The 26,127-nt window shown below is 42.8% G+C and carries 28 protein-coding genes; 22 read left to right on the top strand and 6 right to left on the bottom strand.

Annotation, left to right across the window (positions count from 1 at the left end; genetic code table 11):
* Positions 1-86 precede the first annotated feature (86 nt).
* The 12 genes from DP73_RS01550 to DP73_RS01600 all read left to right on the top strand — a co-directional run bounded on the left by DP73_RS01550 (position 87) and on the right by DP73_RS01600 (position 12,132).
* Positions 87-1,406 carry a cytochrome c biogenesis protein ResB gene (locus DP73_RS01550; RefSeq protein WP_034596968.1) on the top strand — a complete coding sequence of 440 codons (1,320 nt, stop codon included), beginning with the start codon at positions 87-89 and terminating at the stop codon, positions 1,404-1,406.
* On the top strand, positions 1,403-2,290 hold the full coding sequence (gene ccsB / locus DP73_RS01555; RefSeq protein ID WP_034596969.1) for a c-type cytochrome biogenesis protein CcsB: 888 nt from the start codon (positions 1,403-1,405) through the stop codon (positions 2,288-2,290). Before DP73_RS01550 ends, ccsB begins: the two co-directional genes overlap by 4 nt.
* Positions 2,291-2,400: 110 nt before the next feature.
* Positions 2,401-3,039 (top strand): bifunctional precorrin-2 dehydrogenase/sirohydrochlorin ferrochelatase, encoded by a 639-nt coding sequence (locus DP73_RS01560; protein ID WP_034596971.1) that lies wholly within the window; start codon positions 2,401-2,403, stop codon positions 3,037-3,039.
* A complete protein-coding gene (gene hemA / locus DP73_RS01565) occupies positions 3,015-4,349 on the top strand; it encodes a glutamyl-tRNA reductase (RefSeq protein WP_034596973.1) in 1,335 nt (444 codons plus the stop codon). The genes DP73_RS01560 and hemA overlap by 25 nt, the downstream gene beginning before the upstream one ends.
* On the top strand, positions 4,346-5,257 hold the full coding sequence (gene hemC, locus DP73_RS01570) for a hydroxymethylbilane synthase (RefSeq protein WP_034596975.1): 912 nt from the start codon (positions 4,346-4,348) through the stop codon (positions 5,255-5,257). The genes hemA and hemC overlap by 4 nt, the downstream gene beginning before the upstream one ends.
* 150 nt (positions 5,258-5,407) lie before the next feature.
* A complete protein-coding gene (gene cobA, locus DP73_RS01575) occupies positions 5,408-6,913 on the top strand; it encodes a uroporphyrinogen-III C-methyltransferase (protein WP_034596976.1) in 1,506 nt (501 codons plus the stop codon).
* A 4-nt stretch (positions 6,914-6,917) separates the two neighbouring features.
* Entirely contained in the window at positions 6,918-8,093 is a 1,176-nt protein-coding gene (gene nirJ1 / locus DP73_RS01580) for a putative heme d1 biosynthesis radical SAM protein NirJ1 (RefSeq protein WP_034596978.1), read from the top strand.
* A gap of 56 nt (positions 8,094-8,149) precedes the next feature.
* The gene (hemB, locus tag DP73_RS01585; RefSeq protein WP_034596980.1) at positions 8,150-9,127 is read left to right on the top strand and encodes a porphobilinogen synthase; all 978 of its coding nucleotides are present in this window, start codon (positions 8,150-8,152) and stop codon (positions 9,125-9,127) included.
* 2 nt (positions 9,128-9,129) lie between these two features.
* The gene (locus DP73_RS24115; protein WP_282432644.1) at positions 9,130-9,264 is read left to right on the top strand and encodes a hypothetical protein; all 135 of its coding nucleotides are present in this window, start codon (positions 9,130-9,132) and stop codon (positions 9,262-9,264) included.
* A gap of 1 nt (position 9,265) precedes the next feature.
* Positions 9,266-10,285: an AsnC family transcriptional regulator gene (locus DP73_RS01590; RefSeq protein WP_034596981.1), complete on the top strand. Its 1,020-nt coding sequence runs from the start codon at positions 9,266-9,268 to the stop codon at positions 10,283-10,285.
* Positions 10,286-10,483: 198 nt separating this feature from the next.
* Complete coding sequence (hemL, locus tag DP73_RS01595) at positions 10,484-11,773, top strand: glutamate-1-semialdehyde 2,1-aminomutase (RefSeq protein ID WP_034596982.1); 1,290 nt, start codon at positions 10,484-10,486, stop codon at positions 11,771-11,773.
* 56 nt (positions 11,774-11,829) lie between these two features.
* The gene (locus DP73_RS01600) at positions 11,830-12,132 is read left to right on the top strand and encodes a hypothetical protein (protein ID WP_034596984.1); all 303 of its coding nucleotides are present in this window, start codon (positions 11,830-11,832) and stop codon (positions 12,130-12,132) included.
* 212 nt (positions 12,133-12,344) lie between these two features.
* Here DP73_RS01600 and DP73_RS01605 read toward each other — a convergent pair whose 3' ends face one another.
* Together DP73_RS01605 and DP73_RS01615 are read right to left on the bottom strand one after the other, a co-directional pair.
* Positions 12,345-14,042, bottom strand: a complete 1,698-nt coding sequence (locus DP73_RS01605; protein ID WP_034596985.1) for a M3 family oligoendopeptidase — start codon at positions 14,040-14,042, stop codon at positions 12,345-12,347.
* Between the two features lie 1,219 nt (positions 14,043-15,261).
* Complete coding sequence (locus tag DP73_RS01615; RefSeq protein WP_081962907.1) at positions 15,262-16,248, bottom strand: MBL fold metallo-hydrolase; 987 nt, start codon at positions 16,246-16,248, stop codon at positions 15,262-15,264.
* 164 nt (positions 16,249-16,412) lie between these two features.
* Between DP73_RS01615 and DP73_RS23270 the strand changes: the two genes are divergently transcribed.
* Complete coding sequence (locus tag DP73_RS23270; protein ID WP_165574366.1) at positions 16,413-16,550, top strand: hypothetical protein; 138 nt, start codon at positions 16,413-16,415, stop codon at positions 16,548-16,550.
* Positions 16,547-17,545, top strand: a complete 999-nt coding sequence (locus tag DP73_RS01620; protein ID WP_034596988.1) for a DUF4434 domain-containing protein — start codon at positions 16,547-16,549, stop codon at positions 17,543-17,545. Before DP73_RS23270 ends, DP73_RS01620 begins: the two co-directional genes overlap by 4 nt.
* A gap of 77 nt (positions 17,546-17,622) precedes the next feature.
* On the opposite strand, the gene DP73_RS01625 is transcribed toward DP73_RS01620, so the two are convergent.
* Complete coding sequence (locus tag DP73_RS01625) at positions 17,623-18,795, bottom strand: TraB/GumN family protein (protein ID WP_034596990.1); 1,173 nt, start codon at positions 18,793-18,795, stop codon at positions 17,623-17,625.
* Positions 18,796-19,076: 281 nt separating this feature from the next.
* Positions 19,077-20,693, bottom strand: a complete 1,617-nt coding sequence (locus DP73_RS01630) for a (Fe-S)-binding protein (RefSeq protein ID WP_034596991.1) — start codon at positions 20,691-20,693, stop codon at positions 19,077-19,079.
* A gap of 303 nt (positions 20,694-20,996) precedes the next feature.
* Between DP73_RS01630 and DP73_RS01635 the strand changes: the two genes are divergently transcribed.
* From DP73_RS01635 to tatA, 8 genes are all read left to right on the top strand, one after another.
* The gene (locus DP73_RS01635) at positions 20,997-21,206 is read left to right on the top strand and encodes a DUF5320 domain-containing protein (RefSeq protein ID WP_034596993.1); all 210 of its coding nucleotides are present in this window, start codon (positions 20,997-20,999) and stop codon (positions 21,204-21,206) included.
* Positions 21,207-21,336: 130 nt separating this feature from the next.
* Positions 21,337-21,717, top strand: coding sequence for a DUF134 domain-containing protein (locus DP73_RS01640; RefSeq protein WP_034596995.1), 381 nt, complete (start codon positions 21,337-21,339; stop codon positions 21,715-21,717).
* A complete protein-coding gene (locus DP73_RS01645; protein ID WP_034596996.1) occupies positions 21,714-22,094 on the top strand; it encodes an iron-sulfur cluster assembly scaffold protein in 381 nt (126 codons plus the stop codon). Before DP73_RS01640 ends, DP73_RS01645 begins: the two co-directional genes overlap by 4 nt.
* A 13-nt stretch (positions 22,095-22,107) precedes the next feature.
* The gene (locus tag DP73_RS01650) at positions 22,108-22,476 is read left to right on the top strand and encodes a NifB/NifX family molybdenum-iron cluster-binding protein (protein ID WP_034596998.1); all 369 of its coding nucleotides are present in this window, start codon (positions 22,108-22,110) and stop codon (positions 22,474-22,476) included.
* 1 nt (position 22,477) lies between these two features.
* Entirely contained in the window at positions 22,478-23,335 is an 858-nt protein-coding gene (locus DP73_RS01655; RefSeq protein ID WP_034597000.1) for an ATP-binding protein, read from the top strand.
* Positions 23,313-24,188 (top strand): ATP-binding protein, encoded by an 876-nt coding sequence (locus DP73_RS01660; protein WP_034597002.1) that lies wholly within the window; start codon positions 23,313-23,315, stop codon positions 24,186-24,188. Before DP73_RS01655 ends, DP73_RS01660 begins: the two co-directional genes overlap by 23 nt.
* 190 nt (positions 24,189-24,378) lie before the next feature.
* Positions 24,379-25,149, top strand: coding sequence for a peptidase (locus tag DP73_RS01665; RefSeq protein WP_034597004.1), 771 nt, complete (start codon positions 24,379-24,381; stop codon positions 25,147-25,149).
* 181 nt (positions 25,150-25,330) lie between these two features.
* Positions 25,331-25,522 carry a twin-arginine translocase TatA/TatE family subunit gene (gene tatA / locus DP73_RS01670; RefSeq protein ID WP_014902163.1) on the top strand — a complete coding sequence of 64 codons (192 nt, stop codon included), beginning with the start codon at positions 25,331-25,333 and terminating at the stop codon, positions 25,520-25,522.
* Positions 25,523-25,573: 51 nt separating this feature from the next.
* Here the strand turns inward: tatA and DP73_RS01675 are convergent, their stop codons facing one another.
* Positions 25,574-25,840: a spore coat protein gene (locus tag DP73_RS01675; protein ID WP_052090332.1), complete on the bottom strand. Its 267-nt coding sequence runs from the start codon at positions 25,838-25,840 to the stop codon at positions 25,574-25,576.
* Positions 25,841-25,867: 27 nt separating this feature from the next.
* Complete coding sequence (locus tag DP73_RS01680) at positions 25,868-26,074, bottom strand: hypothetical protein (RefSeq protein ID WP_034597007.1); 207 nt, start codon at positions 26,072-26,074, stop codon at positions 25,868-25,870.
* Between the last annotated feature and the right edge of the window lie 53 nt (positions 26,075-26,127).

Consider the following 26,127-nt stretch of genomic DNA (forward strand, 5'->3'; position numbering starts at 1 on the left):
TTAATAGCAATACTTTTTTGGGGTATAATAACGCCTAAGGACTTTTTCCATAATAATGAAGACTATCTAAGAAAAGGGGCGATTTAGTGAAGGAACAACACGAGGGCATTGTAGAGGATATATGGCGGTTTTTCAGCTCAATGAAGTTAGGGCTGATACTCTTAGGATTAGTAGCTCTCGTCGCGGGAATAGGTACGGTTTTTCCACAAGTAAACTTAGACCCTCAAGGAGCTAAAGCCGTCAGTGAACTATGGCAAACACTTGGTTTTACTAATATTTATGGTTCGACTTTATTTCGTTTACTGATGGGTTTGTTATGCATCAATTTAATTGTATGCAGCATCCAGCGTTTTCAGGGGATTTATCATCAAACCTTTGCCCTAAAACCACCAGAAAACATTACAAGTGTGCCTAATAAAATTCAAGCTAAATTAAAAGGAGAGAGAGAACCTCTCAAGAATTCAGTTCAAGATCTCTTGCAACGAAATGGGTTTAAAGTTACAAGTCAAGAAATTGACAAAGACTGGAGTTTTATAGCCATTAAACGTCGCCTGGGAAACTGGGGCTCACTTATTTCCCATATTTCTTTTGTTGTGCTGGTCATCGGAGCAATCCTAGGTACAACCATGGGCTTTAAAGGCTTTATGATGCCTAGTGCCGGGACAACCGTGCCTCTAAGTTCCCTTAATTTATCCAAGGGAACCGTCAAGCAAGATTTTGATGTACATATTTATTCGGCCGAGGATCGCTTTTTGGAAAATGGAGACCGAGATAACTGGTATACAGATATGGCAATCATCGAGAACGGACAGGAAGTACTGCGTCAGACAATCTCTGTCAATCATCCCCTAACCTATCAAGGAGTGACTTTTTATCAGGCGAGTTTTGCTAATGGGGCGCGGCTTACCGTTGATCTGAAGGATCAAAAGATCCCGGTTGTTTTACAAGATCATGGGGGAAATTATTTTCAAGCACCGGGAACAGACCTTTATCTCATCGCTGCAGCCATTAAGAGTGACCCCAAAGAACCTGCTATGCTTTATCAAGTCTATAGAGGAACAGGTGTAGACCCTGTACAAAAAGGCCAAATTAACCTAGGACAAACTATTGACGTACAAGGGGAATATAAGCTAACCCTGGAGGGTAATGCGGGATTTACCGGATTACAAGTCAAGGAAGACCCTGGTGTAACGGTTATCTGGCTAGGGTGCGCTTTATTGCTGCTGGGACTTATCTTGTCTTTTTACTGGCGTACTGTGGTAGTATCGGGAGTGTTCAAATCAGGACAGGATTCAAATGGCGAACTGACGATAGGAGCCAGAGCCGGTAAAGTAACAGGTGGTCTCCAACAAGAGTTTGACCGTTTAATTCAGGGAATTCAATCGAAAAGGGAGGGCGCACTGTGAATCAGGGATTACAAAACCTGGAAACTTCATCCTTTTATATCATGTTAATGGCCTACACCCTTTCTATGTTATTTTACTGGGCTTGGATTGGAACTAAAAAAGATCTAATGGGCCGCTTTGCAACTTATCTTACCATTGTTGGCTTAGTAGCTAATACTGCAGCAATTATTTTAAGAATGATCATTGCAGGTCGTCCGCCCCTTTCCAATGCTTATGAGTTTTTGTTGACCTTCGTTTGGGGAATTACTTCTGTGTATCTGTTCGTCGAATTTCGTTATAAGCTGAAAGCTTTAGGTGCTTTTGTCATGCCTATTTCTTTCATGATTTTAATGTTCATTATTATGAGTATGGGAGCCGAGGAAAGAATCGCTCAATCCATACCTCCGGCACTTAAAAGTAAATGGATAACCTTCCACGTGGTTACAGCAATGTTTTCCTACGGAGCCTTTGCAATTTCCTTCGGCCTGGGGATTATGTATTTGCTTAAATTAAGTAGAGAAACAAATGGAAAAACGGCTAAATCTCAAGCCCAGGGAATTATCTCCCGGTTTCCTGATTTGGAAACAATCGATGAGCTATCCTATAAGGTAATTGGCTTTGCCTTTCCCCTCCTGACTCTCTGCATTATTACTGGTGCAATCTGGGCGAATTACGCTTGGGGCACATACTGGTCTTGGGATCCGAAAGAGACCTGGTCGCTGATTACTTGGATAATCTATGCTGCTTACTTACATGCCCGTTTGATGTATGGATGGAAAGGGAAAAGAGCAGCCTGGATGACCATATTTGGTTTTGCAGCGGTTTTATTCACGTTTTTTGGAGTCAATTATTTTTTGCCGGGTCTACATTCATACGCTGTCAGTCAAAACATTCTAATTGTTTAAATTGACTTTAGATTAGATAATTAGAGAGGCCAATAGTTTTTGCAGGAAAAATGTCTAATATTAAAGAACGTAAGAACTAGGAGAAAAGTTAGAGAAGGTGACTATTGTATATGTCCCAGTATTATCCGATATTTATAGATTTACATGCTCTGCCGGTTTTAGTTGTCGGAGGAGGAAAGGTTGCTTTACGAAAAGTTCAAACCCTTTTACATCACGGGTCTTTAGTCAGGATAGTCTCTCCTCGCCTCGTACCTGAACTCAAGGAGCTAATCGATGGAAAGACATGTTTCTGGAGGGAAAAAGAATATTCTGCGGAGGATATTCAAGATTCTATGTTGGTTTTTTCATGTACTGAAATTGAGGAGATCAATGCTCAAGTCTCACAGGATGCAAAAGCGAATCATCGTCTGGTGAATGTTGTGGATGATCCTGAAAAATGTAGTTTTATAGTACCTTCTATTATGGAAAAAGGTGATCTGAAAATTGCTGTGTCTACCGGAGGCAGCAGCCCCATTGTAGCTAGGCAAGTTCGAGGGGAATTGGAAGATTTGTACGGCCAGGAAATGGCTGAATATCTGGCCTTACTTAAAAATTGGAGAAGTAGAGCCAAGTCTGAATTACCTCCGGAAAAACGCACTGTTTTTTGGAATCGTGCTACAGATGGGGAAATTAGGGGACTCATTAAGGCTCAACGATTGACCGAAGCGAAAGGAGTGCTAGAAAAATGTTTCCTGTCGCTATTGGATTAAATCATCGCAGTGCACCTGTAGAAATCAGGGAAAGAATGAGTTTTCATCCATCTCAAATGCTGAAGGCTCTTAGAGAATTAAAAGAATGTCCGGGGATTCAGGGTGCAGTGATCCTCAGTACCTGCAACCGCACCGAGGTATATGCTGCCACAATGGATGTGGAGACAGGAATACGCTCAATTAAAGACTTTTTTTCCAGTCATCATGGAATAGAGGAAAAAATTCTGGAGCAATATCTGTATTCCCATACCTTATATGATGCCGTCCGCCATTTATTTCGAGTAGTTTCTGGACTGGATTCCCTGGTTCGTGGAGAAACCCAAATCCTTGGACAAGTCAGCAATGCTTATCAGCAGGCTAGCGATGCCGGGGTTACTAATAAGGTGATCAATGTCTTTTTTCAGACTGCCTTAGCAGTGGGAAAACGTGTGCGTACCGATACGATGATTGACCAGCATCCGGTGTCCATCAGTTATACAGCTGTAGAGCTGGCTAAACAGCAATTCGGAGAATTAGAAGGAAAAGGAATTCTAATCATGGGTGCCGGAGAAATGAGTACCCTGACAGCCAAACATTTAGTTTCCGCCGGAGCCACAACGGTGTTAGTTTCTAATCGCTCCTATGATAAAGCTGTTTTGTTAGCTCAAGAATGCGCCGGTCGTGCGGTTCGGCTGGATGACGTAGATCAGTATCTGGCGGAAGTAGACATAGTTATTTCTGCCACCGCCTCGAAGCATTTTGTTTTGATGCCAGAGCGCATGGAAGAAATTATGAAAATAAGAAAAAATCGTCCCATACTACTTATTGACATTGCGGTTCCACGGGATATTCACCCCGATGTTGGGAATATCCCTGAAATTACTCTATTTGATATTGATGATTTGCGGGGAGTTGTCGATCGACATCATCAAGAGCGAGAGCTGGCGGCAATTAAAGCTGAAAAGATTATCGATGAAGAAATGGAATTGTTTTTAAAATGGCATAACACCCAGTCTGTTGTACCAACAATTTTAGCCTTGCAGAAAAAAGGAGAACAAATCAGAGATCTGCAAGTTGAGCGTGCCCTGGAGCATTTTAGCGGATTAACGCCTAAACAGGAAAAGGTAATCCGTTCAATGGCCAATTCTATTGTTAATCATCTCCTGCATATTCCGATTATCAATCTCAAAGAGTATGCCAATACCAGTCAAGGACATCTCTATGCAGAAGTTTTTCAAAACATATTTGATTTAAATGTTGGTGATGAAGGTGCTCGTCGAAACATGACCAAGAAGAGTCATGCCCAGGGGTGCCATAGGAGGGCTGAATGAAGAATATACGCATTGGAACTCGAGATAGTCAATTAGCAATGTGGCAAGCTGAGTGGGTTCAATCTCAACTAACTAAGCTATATCCGGATCTCAATTTTGTGCTTGTACCTATGAAAACTAAAGGGGATAAGATTTTAGATGTTCCACTTTCTAAGATCGGAGATAAGGGATTATTCACCAAGGAATTAGAACATGGTCTCTTAAATGACGAACTCGACATGGCTGTTCATAGTCTTAAAGATATGCCAACCCAATTACCCCCGGGTTTAATCATTAGTGCTTTTTGTGAGAGGGAAGAACCCAGAGACGTTTTCCTAAGCAAGAATGGAGTAAAACTCGAGGAGCTGCCTCCTGGAGCTCTGATTGGAACAAGTAGCTTGCGTCGAAAGTCTCAGCTCAAACATTATCGGCCGGATCTAAATTTCACAGACTTAAGAGGTAATCTGCAAACTCGTTGGCGTAAGTTGCAAGAATCTGACATGGTGGGTATTGTTCTGGCTGCTGCCGGTGTCAAACGACTGGGCTGGGCAGACCGGATTACTCAGATTTTACCTGAAGACATTATGTTGTCTGCAGTCGGGCAAGGTTCTATCGCTATTGAAATCGATGAGAAACGTTCTGATATTGCCGAACTCTTAGCTCGTTTAAATCATCCGGAAACTGAAAGAGCCGTACGAGCTGAACGTACATTAATGCGCAAACTTGAAGGAGGCTGTCAAGTTCCTATCGGGGCTTTGGGTCAAGTGGTTGAAGGGGAGATAACCCTGCGAGGAATGGTGGCAAGTTTGGATGGTGTTCGCATACTTAAGGCAGAAGTAAAGGGTACAGATCCCGAAAAAGTAGGTATCGAAGTCGCTAATCGTTTGATTGAGATGGGAGCCGCTTCAATATTAGAGGAAATTCGCTAGAGTCTTATTATGTCTTGTACTGCCATGGTAATTGTGGTTACGAGATGAAATTTGAAATTAATCTAAGGTAATATATAATATAATAAGAAGCTAAGGGTGATGGCAAACAAAACGTCCCCTTGACATGCTTCCTGGATAGGAGTGTTGGTTTTGAGTAAGGGATATGTATATTTGGTGGGTGCCGGTCCGGGAGACCCTAAGTTAATTACCATTAAGGGGTCGGAGTGTATAGCCAAAGCAGATGTGTTAGTTTATGATCGATTAGCTTCACGGCGCCTTTTAACGTTAGCTCGTCCGGATTGTGAGCTCATCTATGTGGGAAAATCGCCGGATCGCCACACACTTCGGCAGGAAGAGATTAATCAAGTTCTTGTGGATAAAGGCTTAGAGGGAAAAATCGTGACCCGTCTTAAAGGTGGGGATCCTTTTGTCTTTGGCAGGGGAGGCGAGGAAGCGGAAGCTTTGCTCAAGGCAGGGATTCAATTTGAAGTAGTTCCCGGCATCACTTCGGCCATTGCGGTTCCCGCTTATGCAGGGATTCCGGTAACTCATCGTGATCTCACATCTTCCTTCGCAGTTATAACAGGGCACGAAGACCCTACTAAGAATGAGACCAGTATTCATTGGGATCATCTTGCCCAGTCTCATGGCACCTTGGTTTTCCTAATGGGCATGGAAAATCTCCCCTTGATCGCCCAAAAGTTAATGGAAAACGGGAAGAAGTCGACGACTCCTGTGGGAATTATTCAATGGGGGACAAGGCCGGAACAAAGGACTTTGGTTGGGCAACTGGATACCATTGCTGAAGAAGTTAAAAAACAGAACTTTACTAATCCTTCAATCATAATTGTTGGAGAGGTTGTATCCCTTAGGGAGAAACTCCAATGGTTCGAAAAGAAGCCATTGTTTGGTCAAAGAATCGTTGTTACTCGGGCTCGCCACCAGGCAAGCGTACTGACGCAAGAAATTGAAGCTTTAGGCGGAGAGGCTTGGGAATTCCCGACCATTGATATCGCGCCACCCACGGATAACTCAGCCTTAATTAATGCTATCAAAAATCTAAGAGAATTCCAGTGGCTTATTTTTACCAGTGTTAATGGGGTAGAGGCTTTCTTCGAAGAGTTAAGTATTCAAGAACGAGATGTGCGGGAGCTTATCGGCTTGGAGATAGTTGCCATAGGCCCAGCTACCCAAGCTTCCTTGGAGAAAAGGGGACTTCGTGCTGCTTATGTTCCTGAAGAGTATAAAGCAGAGAAGATTGTGGAAGGCCTGACAAGCAGAGTCTCCAAAGGGCAAAAGGTATTGCTGGCCAGGGCCGAAGAAGCTAGAGACGTTCTGCCTGTATCTCTTAAGGCTATGGGTGTGGAGGTCTCGGATGTCCCAGTCTATAAGACAGTTCTGGGGGGAGCAAATAGTGGGGAATTGAAACGAATGCTTGCTGAGCAGGAGATTCATAAGGTTACCTTTACCAGCTCGTCAACGGTACGAAATTTTATGGAACTTTTGGATGGAGAAATATCGCTGCTGAACGGTGTCTTACTTTACTCAATCGGTCCAATCACCAGCGCTACAGCTCGCAAGCTTGGTTTGACTATTTATAAAGAGGCAAAAGAGTATACGATTCCCGGTCTAGTTAATGCCTTAATGGAGGAGTGAGAGTATGATTAGTGTCACAAAGCTCTTATTTGATACAGAGTACTTCGGAGATTCTTTGAGATACAATAAAGACTCTCATGGTGCCCGAAACGGAACAACCACTCTTTCCGGGCCGGTGGTGGTTTGGAATTCCACCAAGACCTGTAATTTGAAATGTGCCCATTGTTATATGGAGTCTGAAGCTCAGAACTACGAGGGAGAAATGTCCACTGAAGAGGCTAAAAGATTTATTGATGATCTCGCCGAATTCAAATCTCCCGTTTTGCTTTTTTCCGGCGGAGAGCCTCTTATTCGTCCTGACTTCTTTGAGTTGGCGGAATATGCAATTTCTAAAGGTCTTCGCGCAACCCTTTCGACAAATGGTACTCTGATTACTCCTGAAGTTGCCCGCCGCATCAAAGACATCGGGATTTCCTACGTCGGAATCTCCCTGGATGGTCTGGCAGATGTGAATGACAAGTTTAGAGGTAAAGAGGGAGCCTTTAAGGCGGCAATGCAAGGAATTCAAAACTGCGTAGCCGTGGATCAGCGAGTTGGGCTGCGGTTCACTATTAACAGTCATAATATTAAAGAACTTGATAAGATCTTTGATTTTATTGAAGAAGAGAACATCGATCGGGTTTGTTTCTACCACCTGGTCTATTCAGGTCGAGGGAACAAAATGATTGCAGAAGATGTAACGCCAGAGGAATCCCGGCAAGCCATGGATACAATTATTCGCAGAACCCGAGACTTTGAAGCGCGAGGCTTAAAAAAGGAAATTCTAACCGTTGATAATCACTGTGATGGGGTTTACATGTACATTCAAGCCTTAAAAGAGGATCCTACCAGAGCACAAAAGATTAAGGATCTGATTGGTTTTAATGGTGGAAATCGTTCCGGTATTGCCTTTGGAGAAGTGGACCCCCTGGGCTATGTGCATCCCGACCAGTTCACTCAGCATATCACCTTTGGAAATGTCCGAGAACGTAAAATAGCTGATATTTGGACAGATGTTACCCATCCTTTGATGGCAGGGCTTAAAGACCGCAAAGCTTTATTAAAAGGACGATGTTCAAAATGTCAGTACCTGGATATGTGTAACGGGAATTTCCGCACCCGAGCTGAAGCAGTTTCGGGAGACTTCTGGGAGTCAGACCCGGCTTGCTATCTTACCGATGAAGAGATTGGAATTAAGTAAAGATAACAACGATGAAGTTGGGATAGGGTTTAACTACAGGAGGAGGTTCTTGAGAAATGGAATTAATCAGGCGTCCCCGCCGTTTACGGGTTAACGAGACAATCCGAAATATGGTACGAGAAAATCATCTTAGAGTAGAGAATTTGATTTATCCCATGTTTGTCATGCCCGGCGCAAAGAAAAGGGTTGAGATTTCCTCAATGCCGGGAGTATATAACTATTCCCTTGATGAATTTATCCTTGCTCTTAAAGAAGTTGTAGAACTTGGAATCCCATCGGTGCTGCTCTTTGGTATCCCCGAGAGCAAAGATACTGTGGGATCAGGGGCTTACCATGAGCAAGGAATTGTCCAACAAGCTGTACGTCTAGCCAAGGAACATTACCCCAATCTTTATATCATCACGGATGTCTGCTTGTGTGAATACACGGATCATGGACATTGCGGCTTGATAGAAAAAGGTCAGGTTTTGAATGACCCAACCCTTGACCTGCTTGCTAAGACAGCACTTTCCCAGGTCAAAGCTGGAGCAGATATGGTTGCTCCCTCGGACATGATGGATGGGCGTGTGGCAGCAATCAGAGAAATGTTAGACCTAGAGGGCTTCACTAATATTCCAATTATGGCTTACTCAGCAAAGTTCGCATCAGGATTTTACGGGCCTTTTCGCGAGGCAGCAGGATCAACTCCGCAATTCGGAGATCGCAGAACTTATCAGATGGATCCTGCCAATGGCAATGAAGCTATGATCGAGACGGATTTAGACATTGAAGAAGGGGCAGACATGGTTATCGTCAAGCCGGCAATGTCCTATGGAGATATTATTTATCGAACCAAAGAACGCTACGGTGTACCGGTGGCAGCTTATAATGTCAGCGGAGAATATGCCATGGTTAAAGCCGCTGCTGCTAACGGCTGGATTGATGAGAAGCGCATAGTTTTGGAGGCCCTGCTGAGTATGAAACGTGCAGGAGCGGATTTGCTGATCACCTATCATGCCTTAGATGTGGCGGGATGGCTTAGAGAGGAGGGTTAAGCATGATCGTTTCTTGGAATACAACCATTGATTGCAATATGGCTTGTGATCATTGTTATCGTGCTGCCTATTACAATCATGGAGATTACATGGCTGAGGAACCTTGGTGCTTGTACCACAGGAGGAAGGGGGTTTAGTATGGATGCAACGGACAGAGCCTTACTAAATGCCATCCAAAATAATTTTCCAATAGCGGTTCATCCCTATTGGATCTTAAGTGAAGCAGTAGGTATTACTGAAGATGAGGCTTTTAAACGAATTCAAAATCTTCGTCAGGAAGGGATAATTCGTCGTTTAGGGGGAGTCTTTGATTCCCGTCGTTTAGGTTATTACAGTACCTTATGTGCCGGTAAGGTTCCCGAAGATAAAATACCTGTGTTAGCTAAGCTTTTGGACGAAATTTCTGGGGTAACTCACAACTATATTCGTGACCATGACTACAACGTTTGGTTTACCCTAATAGCCCGCTCACATGCGGTAGCGGAACGCATTCTCCATAATATTCGCGAGGAGGCAGGAGTGTCGGAGATCTTTACTCTTCCCGCATCGAGAGTTTTCAAAATCAATGTTAATTTTGATTTTGAGACATCCTTAGATGACCTGGATCAAGACGACGGTCAAAATCCTTTAGGGGAGTATGCCTCAACCAGCCAAAAGCAAGAGATTCCTTCTTATGAATTAAGCAATGATGAAATAAGTCTTATTCGAGTTATCCAGGGTAATTTGCCGGATTCTCCGACGCCGTTTATTGATCTGGCCGAAAGCCTGCAATGGCCTACTGACAAAGTTATTTCAGTTGCCAGTCACTTACTGGAAATGAAAATACTCCGCCGTTTTGGGGCAGTTCTCCGTCATCAAAAGGCCGGCTTTGTAGCTAATGCCATGGGTGTTTGGCAGGTAGATCAGGACCAGACGGAAAAGGTCGGAAAAATAATGGCCCGTTTTAAAGAAGTAAGTCATTGTTACCAGCGACCGACACTTGAGGATTGGCCATATAACCTATTTACCATGATTCACGGACGTTCGGCAGATGATTGTGAAGACATAATGAAGAGGATTGCCCAGGCAACGGGAGTTAAGACTTATTCCATGCTTTTTAGCGTGGCCGAATTAAAAAAGAGCAGCATGCAGTATTTCTCCGATGACTACCAGCCGTAAGACTCCCATCTTCTATAAGTACGAAGGCATCCGGTGACGAAAACCCGGGTGAGGGTGGTGAGGAAGAGATAACGGCTGCTACGTCCCTGGATAAGTTCTTCTAAGCTTCAGATGGAGTAAGTATTCCTCTTAGGCATACTCCATCTTAAGCTAAGAATCACTTGATTAGAGGAATCCATTTAGAAAGGAGATAGGTTATTGAGTTTCGTCGATGAAAAAAGCCGTCAAGCATTTGCTAAAGCCCAGGTGGTGATTCCCGGAGGTGTTAATTCACCGGTCAGAGCATTTAAATCCGTCGGACGGGATCCCGTGTTTATCGACCGGGGTGCAGGGGCTTACATTTGGGATATTGATGGCAATCAATACATTGATTATGTAGGATCATGGGGTCCTTTAATCCTTGGACATGCTCACCCCGATGTGGTTGCAGTGATTAAGCAAGTGGCTGAACGAGGGACTAGTTACGGTGCCCCTACTGAAGTTGAAACCATCTTAGCAGAAGAAGTACTGAAAGCTTATCCTTCCATGGAAATGGTACGTATGGTCAATTCCGGAACAGAAGCGACCATGAGTGCTTTGCGTTTAGCCCGAGGGGCTACAGGCAGATCCAAGATCGTAAAGTTTGAGGGCTGCTATCATGGTCATGCGGATCAACTTTTAATCAAAGCCGGAAGTGGTGCCCTTACCTTTGGTGTGCCCACATCTCCGGGGGTTCCAACTCAAACGGCAGCTACTACAATTTCAGCTCAGTTCAATGATCTTGAAGGATTGACTGAGATCTTCAAGCGTGAAGGTGAGGAAATTGCTTGTGTAATTCTGGAACCGGTAGCAGGGAACATGGGAGTTGTCTTGCCTGAGAAAGAATTTTTACAGGGACTGAGACGTTTAACCAAAGAGTATGGGGCATTATTGATATTTGATGAAGTAATGACTGGTTTCAGAGTTAGCTACGGGGGTGCCCAGGCTTATTTTGGGATTGATCCCGATTTGACCTGTCTTGGTAAGGTAATCGGAGGGGGACTCCCAGTTGGTGCTTACGGTGGAAAACGAGAATATATGTCCCAGATCGCTCCCAGTGGTCCGATTTATCAAGCCGGAACTCTCTCAGGTAATCCACTAGCTATGAACGCAGGGTTAGCCACCTTAAAATTGTTGCAGCAACCGGGAACTTATGAGAAATTACAAGCCCTGACTGCACGGCTTTCTAATGGCTTAAAAGAGCTTGCCCAAGAAGCCGGGCTTCCAATTTGGGTTAATTCTATCGGTGCTATGTTTTCGGCCTTCTTTACAGACACTCCCGTCAGAGATTATGCCAGTGCCTGTTCCTCCGATGTAGAGAAATTTGCCAAGTTCTTTCGCGGCATGTTAGAAGGCGGCATTTACTTAGCCCCCAGTCAATTTGAAGCCGTCTTTTTATCCACGGCACACACTGATTCGGACATTGACAAAACCTTAGAGCAAGCTCGAATCGTGCTTAAAACTCTTTAGAAGGTTCTGGAAAACAGTAGATGCTTATACCATTATGACAGGGGGGACTTTGCCTGATGGAACGCAAAAAGCGCGTCATAAGAACCCTCATTACAATTAGCTTATTAGCAGCCTTAATAGCTGTGCTGTATTTTTCTCGTGACGCTGATCCTAAAAATCCGCATTCGACGGTACCTAAAGAAACTTGGATTCATGGACCGAAAGGACATGGATATGCTGTTATGAATAACCAGCAACCGTGGAAACAGTGTTATGAATGTCATGAAGAACAAGGACTGGGCGGCGAAGCCTATTGCCAAAGTTGTCATGATCAATCAGGTGTGAAGGTTGAGATACCCCAAAAGCCAGCTGGTAAATAATTATACTAAAATGTATCTTGAGAATTTTATAAGTCTCAAACAATTAACCGCTTGAATTAATATTTTTCAGCGGTTAATTTTATAGAAAAAAACTACGGCTTGAGAATTGTGATTATGCACGATTCCGAGCCATAGTTTTTTTAATTAACTGCAGGTAATACTTTGCTTAATTATATGGAGGATGTAGCTACTAGACCATATTACTGGAGAATTTACGAAAGCTTTGAATCATCGATCCCAGCCAGCCATTCTTCTATCTCACCAATAACCGATTGAACTGCTCCTTCTTTAAAGGGAGAAATTAAGTGGGCAAGCTTTACTAATTCAAGAAAGGATTTGCTGCCACCTGCTTTACAAAGAGTTAGATAATCTTGCCAAGCGCTTTCTCTCTCTTCTTGAGACCTCTTCCAAAATTGGAAGGCACAAATTTGAGCTAAGGTATAGTCAATATAGTAAAAGGGAGCGTTGAAGATATGCCCTTGCTGATGCCAGTAACCCCCCTGATCTAAGTACTCATTATCTGAATAGTTGCGGTGGGGAAGATACTTTCTCTCAAGTGAACGCCAGGCGGCTTTCCTTTCAGAGGGTGATGCTTGGGGATGAGAGTAAACATAATGCTGATACTCATCAACAGTCACTCCATAAGGGATAAAGAGAAGGGCTTCACTCAAGTGAGTAAAGCGATATTTATTGGCAGCATCCTTGAAGAATAGCTCCATCCATGGCCAGGCAAAGAATTCCATGCTCATGGAGTGAATTTCACAGGATTCATAAGTCGGCCATTGATATTCCGGTAAGGTATGACTTCTGCTTGAATAAACCTGAAAGGCATGCCCTGCTTCATGGGTAAGTACGTCTACATCACCGGAAGTTCCGTTAAAATTGGAAAAGATAAAGGGTGCTTGGTATTTGCTGATATAAGTACAATACCCGCCCCCGGCCTTGCCCTTTTTAGTGACCAGATCCATCAGATCATTTTCGAGCATGAAGCTAAAAAATTCATGAGTCTCCGGAGATAGTTCTTGGTACATACGACGTCCATTTTCAATGATCCAGTCAGCATCTCCTTGAGGCTTAGCATTGCCGCTAAGGAAGCTGAACTTCTCATCATAATATAAGAGTTCATCCAAACCGAGGCGGTTTTGTTGCCGTTCTCGAAGCTTCGTCGCCACAGGAACAATCTGTTCTTCGACTTGCTTTCTGAATTTGGCCACCATCTCCGGGGTATAATCGGAACGAAGCATACGAGCATATCCTAGCTCGATATAATTAGCAAAGCCTAGTTTCTGGGCGATTTTAGTCCTGACCTTGACAAGCTCAGCAAAGATTTGGTCAAGCTTTGCTTCCTGTTCTTTGAAGAAGCCATATTTTGCCTCGTTGGCGCGCTTTCTCAGCTCACGATTTTCGGACTGTAAGAAGGGCCCTAAACCTGAAAGATTGCGTTCTTCTCCTTCAAACAGAATTTTAGCAGAGGCAAGCAGCTTCGTGTACTCCGTGGACAATTTGTTTTCCAACTGCAGATCTTCAACAATCTCAGGCTTAAAGGTTTTAAGGGTTAATTCTGCTATATTAAACAATTGTTTGCCCCATTGTCCTTCCAGCTCCTCACGGTAAGGAGAAGTAAGCAATGCTTGATAGAATTCGGAAATCAATCCTTGATAGATCGGTGTTGTGTCATCGAAGTATTCCTGCTCTTTTTCGTAATAGGAATCTGTGGTATCTACGGAATGGCGGATTGAGACGAGTTGGGACATTGATTCGAACTCGCTTCGCAAGAGGTTAATCTGGGTCAGGGAGGCATTTTGTTCGGAGTAAGAAGGAGCTTGGCGAAACTTATCGAGAAGGGTATTAAACTCTGACTGCAGTTCGGTAATGTTGGGTCTTAGGTAAGGGTATTCTTTGAATTTCATTGAGAGTCACCTCTATTAAAGTTTTTGAGCGCTTTCAAGCGGCTTCTTTAAGTTTCAGATTTGAGCCAGATCTTTTGGATACAGGGTACGGTTCTGTCGGGCTCTGGGGGAGCGCTTTTCTGCACGCGTCTGCGAGTTCCACCGCTGGTTCGTTGGACGGTTCGCGAGCGCGTCCGAACCTCCGGGTATGCCTGCATGTGTGCCGCTCCTTGCCATCCTGCAAGAAGGCTAATACGTGCGAAGACAGTGTCTTCGGGCACCGCGGCATCAGTCCATCCATGGACAAGTCCTGCGGCGCGCTACGAGGACGCGAACCGTCGGCATTCGCCTTAGCGCGGTTCCACTGACGCAACCGCTTTGCAGAAAAGCGCTTCTCCAGCCAGCTTGCTAGGAGTGAAAGCAATACTTAGGTGGGGCTCAGGTAAGGCTCTGCGAAATCTTTAGCGTGTTAGGAAGACAGTCCTTTAGATTTTCATCATCTACCCCCAAAGGGGTGGTTTCACCCACAAGAGTGAACGAATTTCATGGAGAGGCGATAGGGCCCACAAAGCTTGCCCGGGGAAGCGTAGCCAGCGGTTCACTTCAGATATTTCCCAGAGGTTTTGCACGAAAGTGTCCGGTACGATAGTCTCCAGTGGAGAGTATCGCCGAAGCCGTGATCCCTTAAGGAATCCCTAACGGCGTAGGATACATTTTCGCTGAAGCTGCTATCTCCAAAGAATACTTATCCGCTGAAGACGCTCCCACGCAAGCGCGTGGGTTAGCCCCGGAATGTTGATTGACAAGAAACACTGTCTTCGCTCGAATTAGCAGGTCTTGCAGGATGTGGACAAAGCCGCCTGCTCCAAGGACCCTAGTTCATCCTCTGACGGTGCTGCCTTAGTAGCGGCATGAATGGCTACCATGAAAACACCCCAAAACACTCTTAGGATAAAAGACCTGAAAGACAGGGCGGCTTCGATCCACAGGAGTGAACTCATTGCATGGAGAGGCGGTAAAGCACACAAAACTTTCGTGGGAAGCGAAGCCACGGGTTCACCTCAGGTATTACCCGGAGGTTTGGCACGAAAGTGTCCGGTGGACATTTTCGCTGAAGCGGCTATCTCCAAAGAATACTTATCCGCTGAAGATCGCTCCCGCGAAAGCGAGTGGGCGAGCCTCGGAATGCTGAGTGTACGGATGTGGGCGAAGCTGCCTGCCCCGAAGGACCTATGCGATTCTACGAACGAGGCAATACCCAAGTCACTCCAGTCTCTTGGATAGCCACTTTTTCGATTTGCCCCGCAGCCGCTTGGCGGAAACGCAGGATAGGCTCATCCATGGGCTCTCTAGATAGCTTAAAAGCCCCCCAATGCATAGGGATAACCCATTTTGCTGACATCTCCTCGCCCATTTTCCAGGCCTGTTCAGGAGTTGCATGCTTATCCTCAAAAGACTTTGGTGAATATGCCCCAATACCCAGGATCGCTAAGTCAATGGGTATCCCATTCAGTTGTTGTTTGATTAATTCCGTATAGCCTGTGTCGGCTCCGAAGAAAATATTTATACCGTTTTTAGATAATAAGAGACTGTTGGCTTCCATACCTTTTTTCCAGGGTATTCTGGCTCCCCAGTGTTTTCCTTCGATGGCCTTAACCGTGACTCCAGCCAAGCAGGTAGTTTCTTGCCAGTGTAGCTCTTCAATAGATTTGTAGTTCATACCGTTCCACAGGGGGAGAGTGTTTTTGGCAGTAATAGCAAAGGTATTTGCTGATTGGAACTTGCGTAAAGTTGGATAATCAAAGTGGTCTGTGTGAGCGTGGGATACCAGCATCAAATCTATTGGACCAACTTCATCACTCTTCAAAGGTGAAGCGATGTAACGACTGGGGCCTATTGTCAGGTTCCCTACGGGAGTAATACCAATGTGTGAATATAAGGCGGGGTCAATAAGAATTCTAGTTCCGAAAAAGTTAATCAAAAAACTGGCATGGCCCAGCCAGGCTACAGTAACTTCAGAGTTTGACCATTTTTGTGGAGTTGGGATATGCTTCGGTATTATTAATTTGTTTTGATGTTCGTCATCTAAGACATTATTAATGGCAATATAACCTCCAGTCAAGCCAAGAGTACCTAACAGGCCAAGGCTAATAAATCTACGCCGTGTATATTGATTCTGGGGGGCCCTAGGTAACTCTGAGTCCAACAAATCGTCTTTATCTTTCAAACTATCACCCCTGTATGAACCTTCAGGAATATTAGAATAGCTCCACTTTACATTTTAAGATTATATTTAGTATTTGGTGAATATATCCAAATGCAATTATCCGGTTTTCTGAGAAATCCATTGAAAGATTTCATAAACTATGTAGATGGAATACACACTGTACGATGGCGAATGCAAAAAGAGAGCAAGCAAAAAGAAAGCAAGCAAAAAGAGAGCAAGTGAAAAGAGAACAAGTGAAAAGAGAACAAACAAAAAGAGTGAACAATAAAAAGAATCCAAGCAAAAAGGGGAGTGACCTATGAGAATATGGCGGGTGCTTTGTAATTGGTGGAAGTGGATTTACTACTTTTGCCGAAGATCCCCTAAGAAAGCTAAAATTCGCCCAACCTTTGGCAGCACGTTTATTCAATATTGGTACTGTCAAAACTGGGACTTTGATCGTTGGCTGGAAGAGTATCAAATGTTGCAAAAGATAGGAATTAGTGAAATTATCCTTCAGAACATTGCTGATACCAAATCTCAGTACGCGGTTTATCCAACGAAGATGGAAGGATACACCTGTAATAGTATCGATATGGTTGAAACTGCCTTGAGTGCCGCCGATAGTATAGGCATGAATGTGCGTATTGGTCTAGGGTATAGCCATGACTGGTGGTCTAACGATATTTATGAACATACCTGGCTGGAGGACGAGGCTGAAGTCAACAAGCAAATGGTATTAGAGATTGTTAGGATGTATGGTGGACATAAAGCACTAAAAGGTTGGTATATTCCCTATGAGTTTCACCCGCTAACAGCCCTGAGTATTTTCCAACAGGCAGATCTGAATAGATTTTTTAAAGAGATTGCCAACACCATCAAGGCTAACAGTTCCCAAGATATCATGGTTGCTCCCTACTATAAAGCTCAGTTGACCTGGAATATTACTTTGGCATCTTGGGCCTATAGTGTGCATCATATTTTATATGATACAGGGATCGATATTCTTGCCTTGCAGGATAGTATTGGAGCAGGCTTTAACTCCCTGAATCATTTAGATCAAATTTATGCCTATACAAGGAAGGCTACGGACGAAATCGGAATGACTCTCTATGCCATCACAGAAACTTTTGAGGTTAATGGCACGGAATATTTATCGGCTAAACAACATCGGATTAGTGAGCAACTGGCCAGAGAATCTGCTTATGTAAGGGGGTTCGTAGCTTTTAGCATCAACCACTATCAGAATCCTAAAGAAGCTGCCCAGGCAACTGGTTATAAGGATTACTATAACTACTATCTCGAACACAAACAATAAGATTTATAAATTCCGCAACATTCACTTCTTGTAAGTGGATGTTGTGATTTGCAGGTGTTCACTTATGCCTCTAAATACTACAAATTCTCGAGGAATAGACGGACAACATCCGCTCCACCTACTATAGTTCCGATTGAGCCGCCTAAGTTGGCTAAGGTAACAATAATCAGAATTCTGGTGACCTTATTATTCCAAAAACCCTTAAGGCTAAAAACATCCTCGGAAAGATTCTCAAAATCTCGAACACTGGGGCGGCGGAGATAGGCTTGAACAATTCCGGCAAACCATCCGGCTGCAATCAGAGGGTGTAAGGTAGTGATAGGAGCTACGACAAAGGATGTAAGAATCGTCAGAGGATGACCAAAAGCAAGTGCAGTTCCCAAGGCAGCAAAGGATCCGGTCCAGAGTACCCAACTTATAGTTTGCTGAATTCCAGCAGCAGGATTGGCAATAAAGGTATAGACCATAACTGCCAGGATTAGAAGGGGAATAGACCAACCGATAATTTTGAGGGTTTTTGATTGCGCTGGTACTTCAGAGAGCTTTGCTAAATCGTGCTCCTTTTTCAGTTCTTCTTTGATTCCGGGGACGTGGGCAGCCCCTAAGACTGCCACAACTTTGCTTCCTGGGGCGTCTTTAATTTTTTGTGCTAAATACTGATCTCGTTCGTCTATCAAAGGAAGTTTTAACTTTGGGAAGCTTACGGTAAATTCATTAAGTATGGAATTAAGCATATCCTGTGATTTCATCTTCTCCAGATCCTCTTCAGAAATGTCTTCATCATCAAAAATACTAAAGAAAATCCCTGTAAGAAGCTTAACTTTTCCCCAGAACCCTACACCTTGCCAAATCCGGGAAAAGGTAATTTGGATGTTTCTATCTGCCAGTACTAGGTTGGCTCCTATTTCTTTGGCAGACTCAGCCCCTTGAATCATCTCTTGACCGGCATTAATTCCAAATTGTTTGGCGAGACGCTTTTGAAAGGAAGAGATTACAAGATTTATTAGCAGTAAAGTTGCCTTCTTTTCTTTAATAATCTTGAAGATATCAGTTTCCTTCCACTTATTACCTTCAATGATTGTTTGATAGCGTGGTTCATCTAATTCTAAACAAACTGAGTCAGGCCTTTCCGCTTCAATAACTTCTTTCACAAGTTCTGCACTTTGCTTGGATACGTGAGCAGTTCCGATTAGAATGAATTCTTTACCGTATAGATCGACTCTAGAAATGCTTTCGTTTTCTTCGAACATAATTACCGTCCTTTAGCTTTAATCTTACTGCCTTGACATCTTTTCTCAAAGTTCATTGTACTCTAATTTCCCCCTGTACTACAAATTTGTTCCGGCAGAAAAACTTAGAAAAAAAGCTCCCCGGGGAGCCAAAACAGTGAAAGCACGTTGAGTGTCCAGTTCAACGTGCTTTCATGATTATATTATGGAGGTTTTCTTCTCAAACAGCCGGAGGATACTGTTTAAAGAAGGCACTTCCAACATTTTAACCGCCTTGGAGAATAAACCAATAACCATTAAATCTAATCTTCTAAAAACTCCAGGAAAGGTTTATCCATACCAACTAGTGCGTTGACCATTAGTTCTACTAAACCACCATATTGAACATTAAATTTCTCGGTTGCTTCATAGAACTCCAGAATGTCACGAATAGCTCCTTTACAATTAGAACAAGGTGCACAAACATATTTAGGGACTGAAACATTTTCCATGCTGTCCTGGAAGGCTCCAAGAATCTGGTTAAACTTCATCCGAGTGCTTATTTTATTTCTCCATTCGGAGAAATTCATCGAATTCGTAATGGCAAACCCGCCGCCTCCGCCGCAGCAGTAATTGTCAACTCCGTGAGGTGTCATTTCTCTAAATTGAGGACTAATCACTTTCAAAACATTTCTCTGAGGTTCGACGATTCCCATCCCTCGGACATAATTGCAAGGATCGTGAAGGGTTACGGGAAAATTATTCTTACTGGGATCTAGCTTTAACCGTTTATCCCTAACCATATCCCAAAGGAGAGGGAGACAACTCTCAACCGGAACTTTTGCATCCCCATAAACCATCCGATCTCCTACAATTGCCGAAGCTTTGTGGGCATGACCGCACTCTGCAATAACTATACGATTGACTCCTAATTCTTTGGCCACTTTCATTTGCTTAACAGCCAGGGTCTTGGCTTGGAAATCATCGTACCAGATGCCATAATTGACATTATCATATCCGGTGATTTCACTACTTAGAGTCCAGTCTAGACCAGCTTCTTCGAAAAGAATGGCAAAAGCGATAGGGTTTTCAGGCCAAGCCATGTACTCGCCGGCATTATGTAAGAGCAGAATATCTGCACCTTTTTTATCAATGGGGAACTTAATCTTCCGACCATATTTCTCTTCGATTTCCTCTTCCAAAAACTCAATCGTGTCCAGGAAAGCCGGTTTGGTAATGCCTGTCGAGGAGCCAGTTTTCAGTTGGAGAACGGTACCTTTGGTATGTAAGGGAAGAGGGGCTATGCCCATTTCTTGGCTGAAGATCTTACGAATCTCTTTGGTGAGGATAGCATTATCTAAGCCTAAGGGGCAGGTTTGAGCACAACGCCGACAAAGATTGCAGCGGTATGCTAATTCCCCGAGACGGGCTATGGTCTCCCAGTTCACATCGATATCAGCTCCGACGAAACGACCCAGTAGTTTTCCGCTTAGACTGAAGTACTTCTTGACAATTTTCCTGAGGACTTCCGAGCGGAAAATAGGACGATATAATTCGTTTTTTCCAGACGCTTCGTAGATATGGCAGGCAGCAGAACAAGTATCACATTTTGCGCAGTATTCGAAGGATAATAGGAAGGGTTGGAGCACTCCGTTGTTGGCATCCGAAAAGCTTTTTTCTAGGCCAAAGATGAATTTGCGTACGAACTCATCTTCTTCGTCCTTGGTTTTTGGACGAATTAAGGTATCAATACCAACATAGCCATCAAGAGATGTACAGAATTTTTCTTGCCAAGCGGGCTTTGGATCAGTTAGAGGGGGTTCCATGCCGGGCTTATTATAGGGTGGCAGTAAGGGCATGAGTTTGTCTGCTTCGAGTTTAATCAGTTGTTCATCCCGCCGTCCCATATCTTGGGGACGCAAATCTTTTTCATTGATCATTTTTAGCTCTCCTCTTCCGCAAGTTAACTCTCAAAATTATGTTAGTTATTCCTTGGGATACGCCCGTTCCGAAGATAAAAGAATTTAAATGAAAAACTTAACTATGCTATAATTTAAGAAAATAGGTACAATTAGTTATTGACATATGCCATATTCGATTTAATTATACTATGTACCGGGCATATGTCAATTACAAATTTATTCGATAAATCGAGCCTAAGCATTATTGACATATGTTCAAAACGGAGTATAATTCAAGTTATTAAGGGCATATGTCAATAACTAAGGGGAGGGTAATAGCTAATGCCAAGAAGAGATGGAACAGGACCAAACAGCTCATCAGGTAATGGTACTGGCTTAGGATTAGGGTCAGGCTACCGACGAGGTCCGGGGAAGAATTTTGCCAATGATCTAATTGAGCCAAAACAGAAAAGGGAATTGTTGCAAAAGCAAAAAGAGCTGCTGGAAAGAAAACTTGATGACCTTAACAAGCAAATTATGAGTCAAAATTAGCAGTAAAAGTGGCAGGAGAATTCTCCTGTTACTTTTAGTACTAGTCATGACAGTTTCATAACTGCACGGCTTCTGTGCTAAGTAGGAGATAGTTAAGGATTAGAAATAATGAATAATGAGGAGTAGGATAATGCCAAGACCAAGAAAATGGAGAAAAGTGTGTTGTTTACCGGAAAGCAATCGTTTTGGGCCACTCAATAACCAAATAAATCTAGAGCACTTCGTAGTTATGACTGTAGATGAATATGAAACAATAAGGCTTATCGATCTAGAAGGCTTTACCCAAGAAGAGTGTGCTGACCAAATGAAGATTGCCCGTACTACTGTTCAACGAATTTACAATGATGCTCGAAAAAAACTTGCAGAATCCTTAGTCAATGGCAAAGTGTTAAGAATAGAAGGTGGGGATTATCAGCTTTGTGACGGGTTAGAAAAATCCTGCGGTTGTGGTGGTTGCCTCAGACATAAATGTGACAGAGGTTTTACCCCAAATGATAAGGGAGGTGAATGACTATTTATTCCGAGAAAGTAATGGAACACTTTATGTGTCCCCAAAATTCCTATAGCATGCCGGATGCCAATGCCCAAGGAGTCTACGGAGATCCATCTTGCGGAGATGCACTGATCATTTTCCTCAAGGTACAGGATAATACCATCCAAGAGATCAGCTATTTAGTTTTTGGCTGTTGTGCGTCGATTGCAACCTCCAGTATGACATCAGTATTAGCTAAAGGTAAAAGCTTAGAGGATGCTTTAAGTATTACGGAAGAAGATATCGTCCGGGCTCTGGATGGTTTGCCGGAGAATAAGGTGCATTGCTCAAACCTAGGAGTCAGTGCATTGCGTAATGCCATTAATAATTACTATGAAAGTCAAAAATTGCCCTAAAGGAGGATTCCCAATGAAAGTAGCCATACCCGTTGATGATAAGTCTATGTCAACAAGTGTTTCTCAATCCTTCGGACGTACACCCTATTATCTTATTTACGATACCGATTCCAAGGAGAGTGTTTTTTTAGATAATAGCGCAATAGCCAGCCAGGGCGGGGCAGGTATTAAAGCCGCCCAAACAATTGTCGACAGTAATATTAATGCCATAATTACTCCTCAATGTGGAGAAAATGCCGCAGAAGTTCTCAAGACAGCCAATATAAAATTGTATAAGACCATTAATTTCTCTGTTCAAGATAACATATGTGCCTTAAATGATGGAAAACTTCCGGTTTTAGAAGATATTCATCCTGGATTTCATGGTCATGGAGGCAACTAGTATGAAGGTAGCTGTGCTAAGCGGCAAAGGTGGCACAGGAAAAACACTTGTATCAGTAAATCTAGCCTCAGTAGCTAAGGAATCCCTCTATATAGACTGCGATGTAGAAGAGCCCAATGGGCATCTGTTTTTTAAGCCGAAGAATTATGCCTCGGAAAGCATTGCGGTCAAAATTCCTATCTCCGATGAAAAGCTGTGTAGTGGCTGCCGTAAATGTGTTGAATTCTGCAAGTTCAATGCCTTAGCCTTTATTATTAATAAGCTAATAGTTTTTGAAAACGTTTGTCATTCCTGTGGAGGGTGTATCTTGCTTTGTCCGGAGCATGCTTTTAGGGAAAAAGACAAGCCGATTGGCCAGGTTCAGTACGGTGTTTCAGAAAATGTTACTGTCATGACAGGAGTATTAAATCCTGGGGAATTGTCGGGAGTACCCATAATTAAGAAGCTTTTACAAGACATCGTAAATGGGCCGGAACTCATCATGATCGATTGTCCACCCGGTAGTGCCTGTATTGTCATGGAGAGTATCAAGGATGCAGATTATTGTATTTTAGTAGCTGAGCCAACCTTATTCGGAGTTCACAATCTTAATCTGGTCTATGAGCTGGTCAAGTTATTTAAAAAACCTCATGGTGTGATACTGAACAAATGTGTGGAGGGGGAAAATCCTGCCGAGAAATTTTGTATAGAAAAGGATATTAAAGTTATTGGCCAGATTCCCTTTGACAGTGCTCTCGGAACCCTTAATTCTAATGCTCAAATATCCGTGAGAGAGAATAAAAAGTACCATGATCTGTTTTCTTCAATCCTGCAGGTTGTGACTCAGGAGGGATCTCATGAAACAGTTACTAATCCTTAGTGGCAAAGGTGGTACAGGGAAAACGACCCTTGTTAGCGCATTTATTAAGTTAGCAAATGCAAAAATGTATGCAGATTGTGATGTTGATGCACCAAATTTGCATTTGATCATGAATCAAGCATCTGCACCTATACAATCAGTCTATTATGGCATGCCTAAGGCAGAGATAGATCCGGATATATGTAACCAATGTGACTTATGCAGACAAAGCTGCCGCTTTGAAGCAATTGAAGGAATAGTTAAGTATACAGTGGATCCATATGCTTGCGAAGGTTGTGGTGTTTGTGAAGCTGTCTGTCCGGTAGGAGCCGTATCTCTTAAACCTGCTAAAGCCGGAGATTTGATGCTATACGTTAATGATTCAGTGTTTTCAACAGCAGAGCTGAAAATGGGGAGCGGTACATCAGGAAAACTTGTCACTGAAGTGAAAAAACAGATGAAGTCAGCCCCAATAGACACAGGTCTAGCCATCATTGACGGTTCTCCAGGGATAGGATGTCCGGTCATCGCTTCTTTAAGTGGTGTAGATATGGTTTTAATTGTCGCAGAACCATCTATTTCCGGTATTAGTGATATGGAACGGATTATTAAGACTGCAGAAAAGTTTCACACCAGAACTGCCGTTTGTATTAACAAATACGATACAAATAATGAAAACACCAAAAAAATCGTATCATTTTGTCGGAAATCCGACCTTCCTTGTGTTGGTAAAATACCTTATGATTCAGAAGTCATCAAAGCAATCAATAAAGGCCAGAGTGTCGTAGACGTTGCCACTGCAGCAGCGTATGCCATAAAGAAGGTTTTTGATAAGACAATTACAATTCTATTCAATGAGAGCTTAGTGTTGTGATGAAAGTCTGAATTAATTATAAAATTGGAGGACGGACTATAGAAATTGGCAATGAGATTTTTATCTACTAGAACTCCGGTTCTGCTGCTTACACTTTACTGTTAATAGATGGAAAAATTTTCTCTTCGCAAATCACAACGCGCTTCCATTAGGAATAATATGGAATGCGAGGAAGAGCGTGGGGGGATTGATGTTGAAAGCAGAAGAACGGGCCGGTTACATTGAGCGACTTGAAGAATTGAGAAAATCTAAAGTTTTAATCTATTTTTCTTATACACCCTTAGATGACTCTATTTTAGTCCCCCTTTATAAACAGTTAAAGGAAATCGGTCATACCACAAAAATCGATTTAGTTCTGCACAGTTATGGAGGAGCCGTAGACACACCCTATAAAGTAGTAATGCTAATTCGAGAATTTTGTGAAGAATTTGCAGTAATCGTACCCTTTGTGGCAAAATCGGCGGCATCTATGCTTGTTCTTGGGGCGGATGAAGTCGTTATGGGACCGATTTCAGAGCTGGGGCCTATTGATCCGTTGGTTAAGCATCCAACCTATAAAGACGTTTTAGTACCGGTTCAAGCAGTTTGGCATTGCTTGGATTTCTTTCAAAGGTCGATTGTTAATAGTACCAACCCGGAAGTTTCATCGATGATTGCTGCCCAAATGCTTAGTAAGCTTGACCCATGGCTCATTGGAGACTATGAAAAAACAATTAAGGCTTCCAGACAATATGCAGAAACCCTATTATCCTTATATATGCTTAAAAATAATCCGGAAAAAATTCAGATTGTCACTCACGCTTTGACAGAAGGATACTATTCTCATGGATATCCAATCGGACGACGAGAAGCCAAAGAATTAGGAATAAAAGTAACCGAGGCTCATGGAGAGCTATGGGATGTTATTTGGAATCTGTATCTGGGGTATGAAAAACTATTTAAGGAAAAGGATAGCGAATAACAACAAAAAGACTGACAGAGTTCGGTCTTTTTTCATTAATAGGGTTAGCCAAGTTTTCCATCGAAAACATATTGCGCTATTTCGCTTAATAGGGTAGGATAATCATATTGCTTGGTTTTGCAATTTATTAGTTTTAAGTATATGATTAGAGAATGATTAGATAGTTTTGGAGGTGCTTATTATGCTTACAACATTTGGCTTTGTCACTCCTATGACCGCGGGAATTATTCTTGTAATAGCTCTAGTGATTTTTGGCCCTGGTAAATTACCTGACTTAGGAAAAGCACTAGGTAAAGGGATAAAAGAATTTAAATCTGCAACTGAAGATGACAAACCGGAAGAAGTTAAAACCGTAAAAGTTGACAAAGAGTAAAAAGGTGTTTAAAGACGGAGCTGAGCTCCGTCTTTTTGTTTAAAACTATCCTTAAAGTTGTAAGGAGTTAAATCTATCTTTAGTTTTCTGCACTTCTTGGGCAGGAGCATCACTGGTCGGGTACCACCCCTTTTGGTTCATGACATTGTATAGATTTTCATGAATATTATGTTCTTCCGTCAGGATAGTCTTTAAGTTTTGCCTTAAGTTGGCGCAGGTCGATTCAGTGATAAAAGTATTAATAGTGTTTGTATGATGCTTCTCTGAAGTTAACAGATCCGTGATAATATCCTGTTCAGTCATGGTGGTGTTTTGCATGTTCAATTTTATCACCCTTTCCTTAAATTATTGATGGGAATTCAAATAGTTGAGCAAGGTGTCATAGTGTTTACGGTGTTGTTGGGCAAAGGAATTAAGCTGTGCACTGATTGCTTGGTCTTGAACAGTTTGAGCTGCTTGTGTGAACTTATGAACCAGCAGAGCCTCGGATCCAAGCTGATCATTCAAAATGGCTAAATTTTTTGAGGTTAATTCTGGATTTGCAGTGTTCATGTACATTCTCCTCTCGAAAATCTTATCCTTACTTAGGATGTCACATTGTACAC

This window comes from Desulfosporosinus sp. HMP52 (assembly GCF_000765145.1).
GTDB lineage: Bacteria > Bacillota > Desulfitobacteriia > Desulfitobacteriales > Desulfitobacteriaceae > Desulfosporosinus.

Excerpts from the sequence above, each read along its gene's own strand:
- DP73_RS01560 (WP_034596971.1), top strand. The coding sequence starts at position 2,401 with ATGTCCCAGTATTATCCGATATTTATAGATTTACATGCTCTGCCGGTT.
- hemA (WP_034596973.1), top strand. The coding sequence starts at position 3,015 with ATGTTTCCTGTCGCTATTGGATTAAATCATCGCAGTGCACCTGTAGAA.
- hemC (WP_034596975.1), top strand. The coding sequence starts at position 4,346 with ATGAAGAATATACGCATTGGAACTCGAGATAGTCAATTAGCAATGTGG.
- nirJ1 (WP_034596978.1), top strand. The coding sequence starts at position 6,918 with ATGATTAGTGTCACAAAGCTCTTATTTGATACAGAGTACTTCGGAGAT.
- hemB (WP_034596980.1), top strand. The coding sequence starts at position 8,150 with ATGGAATTAATCAGGCGTCCCCGCCGTTTACGGGTTAACGAGACAATC.
- DP73_RS24115 (WP_282432644.1), top strand. The coding sequence starts at position 9,130 with ATGATCGTTTCTTGGAATACAACCATTGATTGCAATATGGCTTGTGAT.
- DP73_RS01590 (WP_034596981.1), top strand. The coding sequence starts at position 9,266 with ATGGATGCAACGGACAGAGCCTTACTAAATGCCATCCAAAATAATTTT.
- DP73_RS01600 (WP_034596984.1), top strand. The coding sequence starts at position 11,830 with ATGGAACGCAAAAAGCGCGTCATAAGAACCCTCATTACAATTAGCTTA.
- DP73_RS01605 (WP_034596985.1), bottom strand. The coding sequence starts at position 14,042 with ATGAAATTCAAAGAATACCCTTACCTAAGACCCAACATTACCGAACTG.
- DP73_RS23270 (WP_165574366.1), top strand. The coding sequence starts at position 16,413 with ATGGCGAATGCAAAAAGAGAGCAAGCAAAAAGAAAGCAAGCAAAAAGA.
- DP73_RS01620 (WP_034596988.1), top strand. The coding sequence starts at position 16,547 with ATGAGAATATGGCGGGTGCTTTGTAATTGGTGGAAGTGGATTTACTAC.
- DP73_RS01625 (WP_034596990.1), bottom strand. The coding sequence starts at position 18,795 with ATGTTCGAAGAAAACGAAAGCATTTCTAGAGTCGATCTATACGGTAAA.
- DP73_RS01630 (WP_034596991.1), bottom strand. The coding sequence starts at position 20,693 with ATGATCAATGAAAAAGATTTGCGTCCCCAAGATATGGGACGGCGGGAT.
- DP73_RS01635 (WP_034596993.1), top strand. The coding sequence starts at position 20,997 with ATGCCAAGAAGAGATGGAACAGGACCAAACAGCTCATCAGGTAATGGT.
- DP73_RS01640 (WP_034596995.1), top strand. The coding sequence starts at position 21,337 with ATGCCAAGACCAAGAAAATGGAGAAAAGTGTGTTGTTTACCGGAAAGC.
- DP73_RS01645 (WP_034596996.1), top strand. The coding sequence starts at position 21,714 with ATGACTATTTATTCCGAGAAAGTAATGGAACACTTTATGTGTCCCCAA.
- DP73_RS01650 (WP_034596998.1), top strand. The coding sequence starts at position 22,108 with ATGAAAGTAGCCATACCCGTTGATGATAAGTCTATGTCAACAAGTGTT.
- DP73_RS01655 (WP_034597000.1), top strand. The coding sequence starts at position 22,478 with ATGAAGGTAGCTGTGCTAAGCGGCAAAGGTGGCACAGGAAAAACACTT.
- DP73_RS01660 (WP_034597002.1), top strand. The coding sequence starts at position 23,313 with ATGAAACAGTTACTAATCCTTAGTGGCAAAGGTGGTACAGGGAAAACG.
- DP73_RS01665 (WP_034597004.1), top strand. The coding sequence starts at position 24,379 with ATGTTGAAAGCAGAAGAACGGGCCGGTTACATTGAGCGACTTGAAGAA.
- tatA (WP_014902163.1), top strand. The coding sequence starts at position 25,331 with ATGCTTACAACATTTGGCTTTGTCACTCCTATGACCGCGGGAATTATT.
- DP73_RS01675 (WP_052090332.1), bottom strand. The coding sequence starts at position 25,840 with ATGCAAAACACCACCATGACTGAACAGGATATTATCACGGATCTGTTA.
- DP73_RS01680 (WP_034597007.1), bottom strand. The coding sequence starts at position 26,074 with ATGAACACTGCAAATCCAGAATTAACCTCAAAAAATTTAGCCATTTTG.